Annotated in this window: 14 protein-coding genes; 8 read left to right on the top strand and 6 right to left on the bottom strand. The window is 32.0% G+C overall.

The window, feature by feature from the left end; all coding sequences use genetic code 11:
* Positions 1-106 precede the first annotated feature (106 nt).
* On the top strand, positions 107-709 hold the full coding sequence (locus EAG11_RS19550; protein ID WP_129540655.1) for a thioredoxin family protein: 603 nt from the start codon (positions 107-109) through the stop codon (positions 707-709).
* A 368-nt stretch (positions 710-1,077) separates the two neighbouring features.
* On the opposite strand, the gene EAG11_RS19545 is transcribed toward EAG11_RS19550, so the two are convergent.
* The 5 genes from EAG11_RS19545 to EAG11_RS19525 form a co-directional block, all read right to left on the bottom strand.
* The gene (locus EAG11_RS19545) at positions 1,078-2,376 is read right to left on the bottom strand and encodes a DUF2268 domain-containing putative Zn-dependent protease (RefSeq protein WP_129540654.1); all 1,299 of its coding nucleotides are present in this window, start codon (positions 2,374-2,376) and stop codon (positions 1,078-1,080) included.
* 116 nt (positions 2,377-2,492) lie between these two features.
* Positions 2,493-3,179: a tRNA pseudouridine(55) synthase TruB gene (gene truB / locus EAG11_RS19540; RefSeq protein ID WP_129541141.1), complete on the bottom strand. Its 687-nt coding sequence runs from the start codon at positions 3,177-3,179 to the stop codon at positions 2,493-2,495.
* A gap of 2 nt (positions 3,180-3,181) precedes the next feature.
* A complete protein-coding gene (locus EAG11_RS19535) occupies positions 3,182-3,979 on the bottom strand; it encodes an undecaprenyl-diphosphate phosphatase (protein ID WP_129540653.1) in 798 nt (265 codons plus the stop codon).
* Positions 3,980-4,228 carry a DUF3098 domain-containing protein gene (locus tag EAG11_RS19530; RefSeq protein WP_129540652.1) on the bottom strand — a complete coding sequence of 83 codons (249 nt, stop codon included), beginning with the start codon at positions 4,226-4,228 and terminating at the stop codon, positions 3,980-3,982.
* A 46-nt stretch (positions 4,229-4,274) separates the two neighbouring features.
* Entirely contained in the window at positions 4,275-5,150 is an 876-nt protein-coding gene (locus EAG11_RS19525) for an ABC transporter permease (RefSeq protein WP_129540651.1), read from the bottom strand.
* A gap of 217 nt (positions 5,151-5,367) precedes the next feature.
* On the opposite strand from EAG11_RS19525, the gene leuS reads away from it, so the two are divergent.
* From leuS to EAG11_RS19505, 4 genes are all read left to right on the top strand, one after another.
* Entirely contained in the window at positions 5,368-8,247 is a 2,880-nt protein-coding gene (gene leuS / locus EAG11_RS19520) for a leucine--tRNA ligase (protein ID WP_129540650.1), read from the top strand.
* A gap of 384 nt (positions 8,248-8,631) precedes the next feature.
* Positions 8,632-9,483: an alpha/beta fold hydrolase gene (locus EAG11_RS19515; protein ID WP_129540649.1), complete on the top strand. Its 852-nt coding sequence runs from the start codon at positions 8,632-8,634 to the stop codon at positions 9,481-9,483.
* Positions 9,483-9,953 carry an RNA polymerase sigma factor gene (locus tag EAG11_RS19510; RefSeq protein ID WP_129540648.1) on the top strand — a complete coding sequence of 157 codons (471 nt, stop codon included), beginning with the start codon at positions 9,483-9,485 and terminating at the stop codon, positions 9,951-9,953. The genes EAG11_RS19515 and EAG11_RS19510 overlap by 1 nt, the downstream gene beginning before the upstream one ends.
* Complete coding sequence (locus EAG11_RS19505; RefSeq protein ID WP_129540647.1) at positions 9,943-10,539, top strand: hypothetical protein; 597 nt, start codon at positions 9,943-9,945, stop codon at positions 10,537-10,539. The genes EAG11_RS19510 and EAG11_RS19505 overlap by 11 nt, the downstream gene beginning before the upstream one ends.
* Positions 10,540-10,627: 88 nt before the next feature.
* Here EAG11_RS19505 and EAG11_RS19500 read toward each other — a convergent pair whose 3' ends face one another.
* Complete coding sequence (locus tag EAG11_RS19500) at positions 10,628-11,032, bottom strand: MmpS family transport accessory protein (RefSeq protein WP_129540646.1); 405 nt, start codon at positions 11,030-11,032, stop codon at positions 10,628-10,630.
* 168 nt (positions 11,033-11,200) lie between these two features.
* Here EAG11_RS19500 and EAG11_RS19495 point away from each other — a divergent pair, with 168 nt between their 5' ends.
* The 3 genes from EAG11_RS19495 to EAG11_RS19485 all read left to right on the top strand — a co-directional run bounded on the left by EAG11_RS19495 (position 11,201) and on the right by EAG11_RS19485 (position 14,624).
* A complete protein-coding gene (locus tag EAG11_RS19495; RefSeq protein WP_129540645.1) occupies positions 11,201-13,213 on the top strand; it encodes a sensor histidine kinase in 2,013 nt (670 codons plus the stop codon).
* On the top strand, positions 13,206-13,841 hold the full coding sequence (locus tag EAG11_RS19490) for a response regulator transcription factor (protein WP_129540644.1): 636 nt from the start codon (positions 13,206-13,208) through the stop codon (positions 13,839-13,841). The genes EAG11_RS19495 and EAG11_RS19490 overlap by 8 nt, the downstream gene beginning before the upstream one ends.
* Before the next feature lie 96 nt (positions 13,842-13,937).
* On the top strand, positions 13,938-14,624 hold the full coding sequence (locus EAG11_RS19485) for a zinc metallopeptidase (RefSeq protein WP_207209608.1): 687 nt from the start codon (positions 13,938-13,940) through the stop codon (positions 14,622-14,624).
* Positions 14,625-14,820: the final 196 nt, after the last annotated feature.

The raw sequence follows: 14,820 nt of genomic DNA, 5'->3' as shown, positions 1-14,820 counted from the left end.
CTAAAAAGCTCAATTTAAATAATGCATTTAGGATGCAATATGACAAAAATCAGTATCTATTTCTTTTAAATCTGTAAATTTGTATTCCACATAAAAAAATAAATTTATGCAAAAAAGTATCACCAATGCCCTGTCCAACAGCTATTCATACACCGAATACAGAAAAATAGTTACTGCTTTATTAGCTGAAGGGAAATCAACAGGATCCGAACAATCTGAGGATCTAACTCATTATACTAGCTTGAATGAAACTAGAATGAATCGGTTAGAAAAAACAATAAAAATTACCGAAACAACAATTTCTAAGCTACAAAACCTTCGCAAGAATTATATTTGGCTCGTTATTTCTGAAGGTTGGTGTGGTGATGCTGCACAATTATTGCCAATTATTTATAAAATGGCAACCGCATCCAATGACAAAATCGAACTAAAAATTGTACTTCGTGATGAAAATCCGGATCTAATGAATTTATTTTTGACAAATGGAGGAAAAGCAATTCCGAAATTAATTATTATTGACAAAGAGAAACTTGAAGTTATTGCCGATTGGGGACCACGCCCAAAAGATGCAATTGAATTGGTCAATAATTACAAAAAAGAATTTGGAGTTATTGATGAAACCATTAAAACAAATTTACAATTGTGGTACTTACACGACAAAGGAATTTCGACTCAAGAAGAGATCATGGAAATCATGGAAAATCGTTAAACTCAATTGACCGCAACCTTTATAATAAAGCCCTCATAAAGTAAAAAATAGCTAACCAACTGAAGACAAATGATTAGGGCTTAAAAAAATTTTATTTTTAATTAAAAAATCGTATCTTGTAACAAGAATCCCACTTCTATTACTTGCTTATTTTATTGGTGTTTATTTAATGTCTAACAATTTAAAAATACCCTATTATGAAAAAGTTATTCGAAAGGTTTTACGATTTTTTTTCGACATTTTTATTTGGAGGAAAAAACATATCTCATTATTAACTCCAAAGACACAGTATGAAACAACAATACTCTAGAATGAGGTATTAGCACATTACTATTAGTAATGTGCTTTTTTTTTACTTTGTACAGAAACTATTTATTCGTTTTAAAATTTATCAAATATGGTTTTAATCTTGTTCCGTCTTGTTTTTTAAAACTATTCGTTATTAATATCTGATATTCTTGGTCTGGTTTTAAGTCTGCTTTAAAACTCCACGATTTTAAATCAGATGCCCAAACTCTTTCTGAGTTTATTTTAGGACAAAAATCTTTCCCTAAAGGCCCAAAGTCTAATCCAGCATCATATCCGTTTAATGGCTCTGAAAATGTAATTGTGATTTCTGTCAATCCTGGTTTTACTTTTTTACTCCCATTTTTGAAAGGCTTAATAGATACAACCTTTGGCTGTCGTTTTTCATAATCATGCTTTAACTTCTCTAAACTTTCTGGGAACAGTTTTGTTGCATCTACAATCCGTTCTACTTCTTTTTCGTTGTTATAATCAAGCTCAATGAGGGTCTTAACTGCCTTTACTTTATCTTTGGACAAATTGTAGTAGCGCTCGCAAATTTCATAACCAACGTAATACCCCAAGTCCCTTATTTTTAAAACATTTTTATTCTCACCCCACAACCAATTATAGTTATTTTTAGCAAGATATAAATCCGAAATAAATAAATCTATCACTTTCTGTTGATTATTTTTTCCGAATTCTATTGCTGGACTATTAGATTGCTTACCTGTAACTTTACAGGAAATAAATTCTGCAACACCCTCATACAAGCACATCGAAAGTAAGTTCTCTACTAATTCTTTTTGTTGGGTATGTATATACTCATGCGTACATAATAATGCAATATTTTTTCTTGGATTATATTCTTTATAAAAAGATTGGCGCCACAGCGGTAATTCGTCAATAATAGTAGTTTCATCTGCCAAACTCAGTTCGCTACCAATTAAAATCCGATCGCCTTGTATGGTTCCATTAGTTCTAAATGCCCCAATAGAAAAGTAAATAGTTGAAGGCTTTAAATTAGGGTAAGCCTGTTTGAGTTTATTTATATCAGCTTCAATTTCTGGATAAAGTTCATTGCAACTTAAAGTATTTGGCTTTAGTGAATTCCAGAATTTAGAATATTTATTTATCGAATTAATAAAGTCTTCTGCGGTATAATTTCGAACTTCTATTAGACTTTTCAAACCCAGAGTTCCTTTATCAATATAAAAATCTTTTAAGAAATTATATTGTTGAACGCTATCTTTTGTAGAAATAATTTTCTCGTATGCATTCCAAAAATTATCAATATCAGTTGATACAAAATTTTGATTTTTTATTTGACAATAACATGACATTGTTACTATCAAAAAAAATACCTGAAGTAGATTTTTCATCTTTTTGTTTTTCTAAACAGTAGTCTAAATTACAAAAAATAATACTAAACTGAGAGTCTTCAAAAATGATATTATAAAACTAAAATCTATTAGCTACTGCTCAATACAAAAAATCTTTATAAACTTTCTTCAAACAAAGTAACATCAGTCGCATTTTTCACATCGTAATCCCCAATTTTGGTACGGCGTAAAGCTGTTAAATGTGAACCTGAATTCATAGTTTTTCCAAAATCAAAGGCAAGCGAACGAATATAAGTTCCTTTACTACAAACTACTCTAAAATCAATTTCTGGAAGTGCGATTCTTGTAATTTCAAACTCATGAATAGTAGTTTTTCGGCTTGCAATTTCGATAGTCTCACCAGCACGTGCGTGTTCATACAAACGAACGCCATCTTTTTTTATAGCAGAATATATTGGTGGCTTCTGATCTATTTCGCCCAAAAACTGTTTTACTGTTTCATGAATAAGCACCTCATCGATATGTGCTGTTGGAAAAGTCTGATCGATTTCGGTTTCTAAGTCATAAGAAGGCGTTGTAGCTCCAATAAAGAAAGTACCAGTATACTCTTTGGCTTGACCTTGTAACTCAGAAATTCTTTTGGTAAACTTCCCAGTACAAATAAGCAACAATCCAGTCGCCAAAGGATCTAATGTGCCTGCATGACCAATTTTGAATTTCTTAGGAAGTCCAACCTTATTTATTAATGCATATTTTAATTTATTCACTGCCTGAAAAGAACTCCAGTTTAAAGGTTTATCTATCAGTAAAACTTGTCCATTTAAAAAATCTTCGGGAGTAATCATTATATAATTGTAAGCGGATGAATAAAGAAATGTATTAATAACAACACAATCCCTGCAATAATACGGTAGTATCCAAATACTTTGAATCCGTTTTTAGTCAAAAATCCTATAAAGGTTTTAATAGCCAAAAGTGCTACTACAAAAGCTACTATATTACCAATAATCAATAAATTAACTTGATCATGTGATAATTCAAATCCTGCTTTATAATAATCATAACATTTTTTAGCGGTTGCTCCAAACATGGTAGGAACTGCCAAAAAGAATGAAAACTCAGCCGCTGTTGTTCTTGACAATTTTTGCGACATCCCTCCTACTATACTCGCCCCACTTCTTGAAACTCCTGGAATCATTGCCAAACACTGGAACAATCCAATTTTTAAAGCTTGTGAATAGGTTATTTCTTGTGAAGTTTCGACTGTATTTGGATTATTAAACCATTCATCTACTTTTAGCAAAATAACTCCACCTATTAAAAGTGAAACTGCAACTGTAACGGGGTTTTCTAATAAACCATCTATAACATCACTTAATAATAATCCTAAAATAACTGCTGGTATAAATGCCACTAATAATTTAAAGTAAAAATCAAGCGTTTGAAAAAAACGTTTGAAATACAAAACGACTACCGAAAGAATAGCTCCTAGCTGAATTACAATTGTAAAAAGTTTTGTAAAATCATCATGGGCAATTCCAAAAAAAGAAGAGGCAATAATCATATGACCAGTTGAAGAAACAGGTAAAAACTCTGTAATTCCTTCAATAATGGCTAAAACAATAGCTTGTAAAGTATCCATTTATGCTTTTTTAGGATTTTTAAGAATTGCATAAATTGTAATTCCAAAACCTATCAAAACAGTAGTTGGAGCTAAACGAATACGTCTAAAATTAAAGATCGCTTCATTAAAAACATTTGGATCATTACTTCCACCACCTGCCATCAGAATAAATCCTAATGCAATTACACCAATTCCAATCAATAAAATTTTATAATTTACTTTATCAAAAAGAAATTCCTTTTTATTTTGCTCTTGTTTATTTTCCATTTTTATTTTTTTGTCCCTTGACAAAGTCTCAGGTAAGCTCATTTTATTAATATAAATCGTCAGTTCTTAAATTTAAGAAACGTTGTGTTGCAAAGTGTGTACTTAACCAAGTTATCAATACTCCGATTCCTAAAACCGTCAATAAAACTAATCCGATAAGTGCTTTATCTTCCATTATTCCAAGTCCTGGGAAATTGGTATCTACATAAATTAATAATCCAACCAAAGCAACAATAGCTAAACCTGCACCTATTAATCCTAGTTTAATACTTCGCATTACAAATGGCTTACGAATAAATGATTTTGTAGCACCTACCATTTGCATTGTTTTAATGATAAATCGATTAGAATGTATTGATAAGCGCAATGAACTATTAATAAGTAATACTGCGATTACAGTTAAAAATCCACTAACAATTAAAATCCACATACTCACTTTTTTGATATTATCATTAACCAGATTTACCAATTGCTTATCATAAACAATATCAGAAATCATAGTATTTTTACGTAAGCGACTTTCTATTTTAGCGATACTATCTTTAACTACATAATCAGCTTTTAAGTGAATATCATACGAATTTAACAACGGATTCTCTCCTAAAAACGTTAGGAAATCTTCACCAATAATATCAGTATGCTGTTTAGCTGCCTCTTCTTTAGTAACATAAACAAATGATCTAGCAAAAGGAGCTCTTTTTAACTCGGCGTTGAATGCTTTTATAATACTATCATTAGCTTCGTTCTTAAAGAAAACCGTCATAGCGATTTTTTCTTTAAAGTCATCCGCTAGTTTTTTAGAATTAATAATGAATAACCCTAGTACTCCCAAAAGGAATAAAACCAGAAATACACTTAATACAACCGAAAAATAAGAGGAAATTAACCTGCGTTTTTGAAATTTATCAAAGTTAGAACTCATAGTTTGCTTAAATTATGTGGTAAAAATAATAAAGAATTTCATTATTTGAAGTTAATAACGGCCAAAGTTTTAACTTTCGTACAATAAATGTAAATTTGCGAACTTATTATTATTGTGACTGAACCTTTGAATCTCCGTCACTTTAAACCTTTGAACCATAAAAATGACTTGAGTAAGCGAAAGCACGACTCCATTAAAAATAAAATTAAAGTAGGGAATGAAATACAATCCGATTGAAATAGACGCCAAATGGCAAAAATATTGGGCAGACAATAAAACTTTTGCAGCCGAGAATAACTCCGAAAAACCAAAACATTATGTACTCGATATGTTTCCTTATCCGTCTGGAGCAGGATTACACGTTGGTCATCCGCTAGGTTATATTGCTTCTGATGTGTATTCTCGTTTTAAAAGACATCAAGGGTTTAATGTTTTGCATCCAATGGGCTATGATAGCTTCGGATTGCCTGCTGAACAATATGCTATACAAACAGGTCAACGTCCTGAAGACACTACTCGTGTAAACATTGATGGTGGTGTAGATAAAGAAGGAAAGCAAATTGCTGGATACAGAAAACAATTAGATAAAATAGGATTCTCATTTGATTGGGATAGAGAAGTTCGTACTTCAAATCCTGATTATTACAAGCATACACAATGGATTTTTATTCAATTGTTTAATTCTTGGTACAATAAAGATTCAGATAAAGCCGAAGACATTTCGACTTTGATTTCTATTTTCGAAAAAGAAGGAAATGCAACTGTAAATGCAGTTTGCGATGATAATATTGTAGGATTTTCGTCAAGCGAATGGACATCGTTTTCATCTGATGAACAACAAAAAATCTTATTACAATACAGATTAACTTATTTAGCAGAAACCGAAGTAAACTGGTGTCCTGGTTTAGGAACTGTTTTGGCAAATGACGAAATCGTAAACGGTGTTTCTGAGCGTGGTGGCTATCCTGTAATCCGTAAAAAGATGACACAATGGAGCATGCGCATTTCTGCCTATGCAGAACGTTTATTACAAGGTCTTAACGATATTGACTGGAGCGAAAGCATCAAAGAAAGTCAACGTAACTGGATTGGAAAATCAGTTGGAGCAATGGTTTCTTTCCGTGTAGTGCCCTCAGCCCAGGGCTCTGAGCCCAGAGCAATAGAAGTTTTCACGACTCGTCCTGACACAATCTTCGGGGTTACGTTTATGACATTGGCTCCTGAACATCCTTTGGTTGCTGAGATTACAACTCCAGAACAAAAAGCAGCTATTGAAGCCTATATCGAAAAAACAGCGAAACGTTCTGAACGTGAGCGTATGGCTGATGTAAAAACCATTTCTGGTGTATTTACTGGTGCTTATGCTGAACACCCTTTTACAAAAGAACCAATTCCGGTTTGGATTGGCGATTATGTTTTGGCAGGATATGGAACAGGTGCGGTAATGGCAGTTCCTTGTGGAGACGAAAGAGATTATGCTTTTTCAAATTTCTTTAAAGGTCAAAACGGAATGCCAGAAATCAAAAATATCTTTGCAAATGTTGACATTTCTGAAACAGCTTATGGCTCGAAAGACAATGTAGAAATTGCAAATTCTGATTTCTTAAACGGATTAAGTTATAAAGAGGCAACTCAATTAGCAATTGCTGAATTAGAAAAAATAAATCAAGGAACAGGAAAAACCAATTATCGTTTGCGTGATGCAGTATTCTCTCGTCAGCGTTATTGGGGAGAGCCTTTCCCAGTATATTATGTAAATGGGTTGCCACAAATGATTGCAGCGCAACATTTACCAATTATTTTGCCTGAAGTAGAAAAATATTTACCGACCGAAGATGGATTGCCTCCTTTAGGAAATGCAGCAGTTTGGGCTTGGGATACTAAAACGAATACAGTTGTAAATACTGATTTAGTTGATAACGTGACGATTTTTCCTCTTGAACTAAACACTATGCCAGGTTGGGCAGGAAGTTCTTGGTACTGGATGCGTTATATGGATGCGCATAACGAAAACGAATTTGCAAGCAAAGAAGCTATAGCATACTGGGAAAGTGTCGATTTGTATATTGGAGGAAGCGAGCACGCAACTGGACATTTATTGTATTCTCGTTTTTGGAACAAATTCTTAAAAGACAAAGGCTTTGCTCCAACTGAAGAACCATTCAAAAAACTGATCAATCAGGGAATGATCTTAGGAACTACTGCTTATGTTTATAGACTTGAAGGAACGAACACTTTTGTATCTAAAAACAAAATTGAAGGTCAAAACGTACAACCAATTCGTGTTGACGTTCATTTCGTGAACTCTTCAGATGAATTAGACATTGAAAGATTCAAAGCTTGGAGAGAAGATTTTAATACTGCCGAATTTATTTTTGATGAAAATGGTAAATATATTGTAGGGCGTGAAGTCGAAAAAATGTCGAAATCATATTACAATGTAGTTACACCAGATGATATTTGTAATGAATATGGTGCTGATACATTACGTTTATACGAAATGTTCTTAGGGCCGTTAGAGCAAGCTAAACCTTGGAATACTGCTGGAATTTCGGGAGTATTTGGTTTCTTAAAAAAACTATGTCGTTTGTATTTTGATGACAATGGCTTAATTATTACCAATGATGAGCCAACAAAAGACAACTTAAAATCATTGCACAAAACCATTAAAAAAGTGGTAGAAGACATTGAGAGTTTTTCTTTTAATACCTCAGTTTCTCAGTTTATGATTTGTGTAAATGAATTGTCTACGCAAAACTGTCATTCTCGTGCTATACTTGAACCTTTGGCAATTGTAATTTCGCCTTATGCGCCACATATCGCTGAAGAATTATGGTCTTTATTAGGACATTCAACATCTATTGCAGCTGTTGCCTTCCCTACTTTTGAACCTAAATTTTTAGTAGAAAGTAGTAAAGAATATCCAGTTTCATTTAATGGAAAGATGCGTTTTACAATCGAATTGCCTTTGGATTTAACAAAAGAACAAATCGAAGAAATCATTATGAAAGACGAAAGAACTATAAAACAATTAGATGGCAGAACACCAAATAAAGTAATTATCGTTCCTGGAAAAATCATTAATTTGGTTGGATAAATAATTCCATTTACAATATTTTATAAATTCCAAATTCCAACTTTTGTTGGGGTTTGGATTTTTTTTGCACCTAGTTTGTCCTCCTGAGCGAAGTCGAAGGATCTCCACAATAAATTCTACAAGAGAATCATCAATATTTACCCACGTATTATTGTAGAGACGCACCGCAGTCCGTCTTACGTCTGTACATTTTTTAGGAAACGATCATGCATGCGAAGACACACTGCGACGTGCCTCTACTTACCCGTCTCTACAGGCTCAACTAACGGATATACAAAAAACTAAACAACAATTAATCAAAAATATTTTTAACATTTGTAACATTTTAATAACTCCCGTATCTAAAAGGCAAATTCTATCATTTAACAACTAAAAACTATTAAAATGAAAAAGTATATCTTCTTAGTTATCGCCCTTTTATTTTCAGCATTATGTTTAAATGTATTCGGACAAACAAAATCGTATCCGTTTGAAATTACCAAAACCGGAAAAGGAAAACAATCTATAATCTTCTTACCAGGATTTGCTAGTTCTGGAGATGTGTGGAACGAAACAAAACCTAACTTCGAAAAAGATTTTACCTGTTATGTTTTTACAATGGCGGGTTTTGCAGGAGTAAAACCACAACCAAATGCTTCTTTTATAAATTGGGAAACAGAAATCGCTAATTACATAAAAGCAAACAAAATCGAAAAACCAATTATAGTCGGTCATAGTATGGGTGGCGGACTTGCCCTGGCTCTCGCCGCTGATTATCCGGAATTGATAGGTAAAATTATAGTAGTTGATGCTCTTCCTTGTTTGTCGGCTTTAATGGATCCTTCTTTTAAAGCAAAAGAAAATAATGATTGTACACCAATAATCAATAAAATGACAGCAATGTCTGATGAGCAATTTTCTGAAAATCAAAAAAAATACCTTCCAAGACTTTTAGAAGATACTACAAAACAAGATTTATTACTTAGCTGGAGTGTTAAATCCGACAGAAAAACATTTGCCGAAATGTTTTGTGATTTTTCAAACACAGATTTGAGAGATAAAATCGCAACCATAAAATGTCCTTCACTCATATTACTTGAAGCTTATTTTGTAAACATGAAACCTGCAATCGAAGCTCAATATAAAAACTTAAAAAATGCTAATCTTCAATACGCTAACAAAGGATTACATTTTATCATGTATGATGACAAAGATTGGTATTTAACCCAACTAACCAACTTTATAAAATCGAAATAATGGAGTTTGAACAGCTATATAAATCCTATTGGGAAAAGGTATTTAGGTTGTGCATGGGTTACGTAAATGATTACAGCATTGCACAGGATATCGCGCAGGAAACATTTATTATTATTTGGAAAAAACTCCACACTTTTAGAAACGAAGCCAATATCGGAAGCTGGATTTTTAGGATTGCATCTAATAATTGCCTTAAACAAATAGAAAAAGGAAAACGTTTTCCAAAATCAGAACTTCCGGCACATATTACCGAGGAAAAAGAATATTCGCTAGAACCACAAATTCAGTTTTTATACAAATGCATCGCCGAATTACCAGAAACGGACCGTATTATTATTTCGCTCGAACTAGAAGATGTAAAACAAGCCGAAATAGCTAAAATCGTAGGGCTCTCAGAAGCGAATATAAGAGTGAAAATTCATAGAATTAAAGAAAAACTAACTCAAAAATTTAAAGAAAATGGACAATAATATAGACTTTAAAGATTTATGGAAAAAACAAACCGTAAGTCAGCCCAATATAGACGAGCTACTTTCTAAACTAAAACAATTTAAAAGAGGAAGTTTAACGAAAATGATTCTAACAAACATCTTACTTATTGCTACGAGTGTATTTATAATTTTTATTTGGTATCATTATCAGCCTGAATATATTTCGACCAAAATCGGAATCATTTTAACTGTTCTGGCAATGGCAATGTATTTATTTGTTTACAATAAACTGGCTTCATTTTATAAAACTATAGACAGCAACCAGAGTAATAATGAATACCTACATAAATTAATTTCGATTAAAACGAAACAACAGTTTTTACAATCGACCATTTTAAGTTTGTATTTTATCTTACTTGGTGCAGGGTTGTGCTTGTATATGTACGAATATGCATTAAAAATGCCGTCGTTTTGGGGGATTTTCACCTATGTAATAATGTTAGCCTGGATAGGATTTGTATGGTTTTATTTAAGACCTAAAGAAATCAAAAAACAAGAAACCAAAATAAATAGCCTGATTTCTAAATTTGAAGAAATAAATAATCAGCTAAATACAAACTTGTAATACTCTATAAAAACAAACATCAATTGGGCAAAAAAAGAGGTCTGTAAAATTACAGACCTTCCTTTTTCATTTACAAAATATTCTTAGGTTATCTTGGAAAAATATACGTTTTTGTATGTACAACAATAATTCCGTCGCTATTTGCAGTTCCTGTTAATTCAGAAACAACTTTTCCTCCAACATAAATTTTAGCAGTAACAGTTTGCCCAGCAACACCTCCGAGTCCACTTGTGTGTACTAAAGCTCCATCGCTGTCTGCATTTGCAGTAAATTCTTTTACCCAAGGTAATCCTGCGATATCCTCAATAAGTGGCGCACCACTTTTTTCCATATAAGTCACATCAAGTTCTCCTGTAAAATTTCCTGTTATTTCATATTTTACATCTCTTGATTTATTGACTGGTTCTGATTCGTTATCGCTGTCGCTGCTGCAAGATACTGCTGTAAAAGCAAGAGTCAATACAATCGCTAGAGTTTTCATAATTGATTTCATAATTAAATTCTTTTTAATAATTAATATTGGTTTCGAACAAAATTACATGCTTATTGAAAAGAGGTCAATACCTGACAAAATGCATTTTAGATTACCTGATATCAGGTAAAAAAACAAAAAATATTTTGATAAAAATTTAATTTTAATAAATTTGATAAAATACATTTTATGTCCAAAATAGGCTTTTATTTAATCCTTATATTTTTCTCAACTACCACTTACTCACAAGTAATCCTCTCCTTAGAGGATCATTCAGGTTATATTGACAGCATTGCCAAAGTCACTAAAAATATAAAGTCAGATAGCTTAAAAAGCCTTTATAGTTTTAGATTATCAAAACTATATTTGATTGTTCAGGATGTTGAAAAATCTAAAAAATATCTCGCTCAAGCAAATAGACTCAAAACTAAATTCCCATACCTAAATGACTTATCAATCTATTATAACTCCTTTAGCTTTATGGATAAAGGTGATACAGATGGATTTGAAAAAACACTTCTTGAGGCTAACAAAAAGCTTAAAAAATATAATAACACTGAGGCTTACAGATTTCGCGCTAGCATTCTACACAATTACGGAATCCTTCAGCAACGAAAAAACAATGAAAAAGGCTACATGAAACTGATGGTAAATGAAGCCATTCCTATTGCAAAAAAAAGTCGTGATTACGAACTTATAAGCAGTTTATATAAAGCAGTTGCTATTATTTTTATGAATACTGGTGAACGTGAAAAAGCAAATGAATATTTAAGTGAAGCTCAAAATTATATCGAAAGGGCATTAAAGAAAACACCAACACTTGCAGAGTCAAAAATGGAGACCTACATCATAAATGCTGAAAATCTCGTTGAGCTCAAACATTTTTATGATGCCAAAAAAGTATTAGACAAAGCTTTTTCTACCTTAAAACATTTTCCAGAATCTAATTTAAACGATTTCTACTTTTATTCTGAAGGATTATATTATGCAAAACAAAATAAAAATTCTAATGCTTTAGAAAGTTACAAAAAGGGAATGAAATCTGCTGAAAAGCATCAAAATCTCATCGCTCTAAACCGATTAAAATTTGCAGAATATCAAGTTCTTTTTAAATTAAAAAACTATTTGAAAGCCAAAAATAATTTAGATTATCTTATAAAAAATACCCCCTTTATTCTAGATAAAAAGAATTATTATAATGAATTAGCTAAAGTATATAACGCTATAAGCGAATATGATAAAGCTTATTTCTATTCTAACAAATACAATACTATAAATGATAGCATAAATAATACGAATTTCCAAAATGAAATTGTAGCACTTGAAGCAAAATATAAAAAGGCAGAAAGCGAGAGAAAAATCAATTTACTGCTGTCTCAAAATGAGAAGGCTATTTTAATGGTAAATAATACACGTTTAAACACAATTCTATTTGGAGTACTTTCCTTTCTCTTGTTCCTTAGTGTATTATTTCTGTGGATTTTTAACAAAAACCAAAAGAAATTAAGCGCCCAAAAAGAAATTAATTTAAAGCAGGATTTGATAGCTTTTGAAAATCGTCATAAACTTTCGGTTTCTAAAGCTTTGATTCAAGGAGAAGAGATTGAGCGAAAAAGAATTGCCAGAGATTTACACGATGGGCTAGGAAGTATGCTCTCTGGATTAAAAATTCATCTGAATCTTGCTAAAAAAGAAAAAGGCGAAATTATAAACGGAGTAGATACTTTGCTAGATAATTCTATTAAAGAACTTCGCAACATATCACAGAATTTAATGCCTGAAAGCTTATTAGAATTAAGCTTAGAACATGCTTTGAAAGATTTATGCGCTGCAAATTCAAATACCACTACTAAAATTGAATTTCAATATCTAATAAAAAAATCAAAACTGCCTAAAAACTACGAAATCATGATTTACAGGATTATTCAAGAACTACTCAATAATGCATCAAAATATGCAAATGCATCCCGAGTCTTGGTTTCTTGTTCTCAAAACCAAGATGTTTTCTTTATAACTGTAGAGGACAATGGTATTGGTTTTGCTATTTTAGATACGAAAAATAAAACCGGTATGGGGTTAAAAAACATTAAGAATCGGGTAGAATTTTTAAATGGAAAACTGGAAATTGAAAGTAAAATAAATCAAGGAACTTCAACTTATATTGAATTGAATGTTATAAATGAAAATCAAGAAGATGAGTAAAAAATATAAAATGGTGATTGTAGATGATCATCCAATTGTAATTTCTGGGATTTCTGGATTGTTGTCTGATTTAGATACTGTCGAAATTATCGAAAAAATGCAATCTGGAGTTACACTATTTGATTACATCATGAATAATAAAGTAGATTTAATTTTAATGGATATTTTCCTGCCTGTTATGACCGGCATTGATTTATGTAAAAAGATTAAACAAAAATATCCACAAATTATAATCATTGGTATGAGTAGTCAATCTGAAAGAAGTCTGGTAATGCAGTTTATCAGAAACGGAGGAAATGGATATATTCTAAAAAGTGCTTCTTTCGAAGAGTTTAAACGTTGCATTTATAAAGCTATCGATGGCGAAATCGTATTTAGTAATGACGTAAAAACAATTATTAGTCAGCCACTATCCGAAGATTTAGAATACATTCCTAGTCTCAGCCGTAGAGAAAAAGATATCGTTATGTTACTCTCCAAAGGCAAATCAACTCAGGAAATTGCCGATGAATTATTCTTAAGTTTCTTAACTGTTCAAACACATAGACGAAATATTCTGCAAAAATATAAAATGAAAAATGTTGCTGAATTAATGACACATCTTCTTAAGAACAACCTTTTAAACTAAACAAAATTTAAAATGACAAAATGACATTTTTTTAATTTGGTTCAGAAATTGCTATTTATCTCATAACTTTAAACAATAAACTAAAAAACAAAAGATATGGGAATGAGTTATTTAATTCTTGCTGGAGCAATTATGCTATTTAGCTGGTTAGTTAGTTCAAGACTGAAAAGCAAATTCGAACTATACTCCAAATTGCAATTACAAAACGGAATGACGGGTGCTGAGATTGCCGAAAAAATGCTTGCGGATAATGGTATCCGTGATGTGAGAGTTATTTCGACACCGGGTCAGTTAACAGATCACTATAATCCAGTAGATAAAACAGTAAACCTAAGTGAAGCTGTTTACAACCAACGCAATGCGGCGGCGGCGGCTGTTGCTGCACACGAATGCGGACACGCTGTACAACATGCAGTAGGTTATGAATGGTTAACAATGCGTTCTAAATTAGTGCCAATTGTAAGCGTTGCTTCAAGTTATATGCAATGGATTTTGCTTGCAGGTATTTTAATGCTTAAAACTTTTCCACAATTATTATTAATTGGGATTATCATTTTTGCTGCAACAACTATATTTTCGATTGTGACTTTGCCTGTAGAATATGATGCGAGTAATCGTGCTCTTGCTTGGTTAGAAAGTAAACGAATGCTGACACAACAAGAACAAGCTGGTGCAAAAGACGCTCTAAAATGGGCTGCCAGAACTTATGTAGTAGCTGCGATTGGATCAATTGCTACTTTATTATATTATGTCTCAATATATATGGGAGGAAGAAGAAATTAATGAGAAAATGTTCCAATTAGAAAATGAGATAATTAACAACCCTGATAGATTTAAATTTCTATCGGGGTTTATTTTTTTATCCTGCAAGGTTTCTTTTAACCTTGTAGGATTTGTACATTTTCTAATTATCTCATTTACTAATTTAACTCATTTTAAAAGAAATAAAACCTAACGAATAAGACTACCTAAAAGATTG

The organism is Flavobacterium sp. 140616W15, assembly GCF_003668995.1.
Lineage (GTDB): Bacteria > Bacteroidota > Bacteroidia > Flavobacteriales > Flavobacteriaceae > Flavobacterium.
This window is presented reverse-complemented; position numbering and strand designations above follow the sequence as displayed.

Bases quoted from the DNA above. Each gene is read 5' to 3' on its own strand.
- EAG11_RS19550 (WP_129540655.1), top strand. From the start codon at position 107: ATGCAAAAAAGTATCACCAATGCCCTGTCCAACAGCTATTCATACACC.
- EAG11_RS19545 (WP_129540654.1), bottom strand. From the start codon at position 2,376: ATGAAAAATCTACTTCAGGTATTTTTTTTGATAGTAACAATGTCATGT.
- EAG11_RS19535 (WP_129540653.1), bottom strand. From the start codon at position 3,979: ATGGATACTTTACAAGCTATTGTTTTAGCCATTATTGAAGGAATTACA.
- EAG11_RS19530 (WP_129540652.1), bottom strand. From the start codon at position 4,228: ATGGAAAATAAACAAGAGCAAAATAAAAAGGAATTTCTTTTTGATAAA.
- EAG11_RS19525 (WP_129540651.1), bottom strand. From the start codon at position 5,150: ATGAGTTCTAACTTTGATAAATTTCAAAAACGCAGGTTAATTTCCTCT.
- leuS (WP_129540650.1), top strand. From the start codon at position 5,368: ATGAAATACAATCCGATTGAAATAGACGCCAAATGGCAAAAATATTGG.
- EAG11_RS19515 (WP_129540649.1), top strand. From the start codon at position 8,632: ATGAAAAAGTATATCTTCTTAGTTATCGCCCTTTTATTTTCAGCATTA.
- EAG11_RS19510 (WP_129540648.1), top strand. From the start codon at position 9,483: ATGGAGTTTGAACAGCTATATAAATCCTATTGGGAAAAGGTATTTAGG.
- EAG11_RS19505 (WP_129540647.1), top strand. From the start codon at position 9,943: ATGGACAATAATATAGACTTTAAAGATTTATGGAAAAAACAAACCGTA.
- EAG11_RS19500 (WP_129540646.1), bottom strand. From the start codon at position 11,032: ATGAAATCAATTATGAAAACTCTAGCGATTGTATTGACTCTTGCTTTT.
- EAG11_RS19495 (WP_129540645.1), top strand. From the start codon at position 11,201: ATGTCCAAAATAGGCTTTTATTTAATCCTTATATTTTTCTCAACTACC.
- EAG11_RS19490 (WP_129540644.1), top strand. From the start codon at position 13,206: ATGAGTAAAAAATATAAAATGGTGATTGTAGATGATCATCCAATTGTA.
- EAG11_RS19485 (WP_207209608.1), top strand. From the start codon at position 13,938: ATGGGAATGAGTTATTTAATTCTTGCTGGAGCAATTATGCTATTTAGC.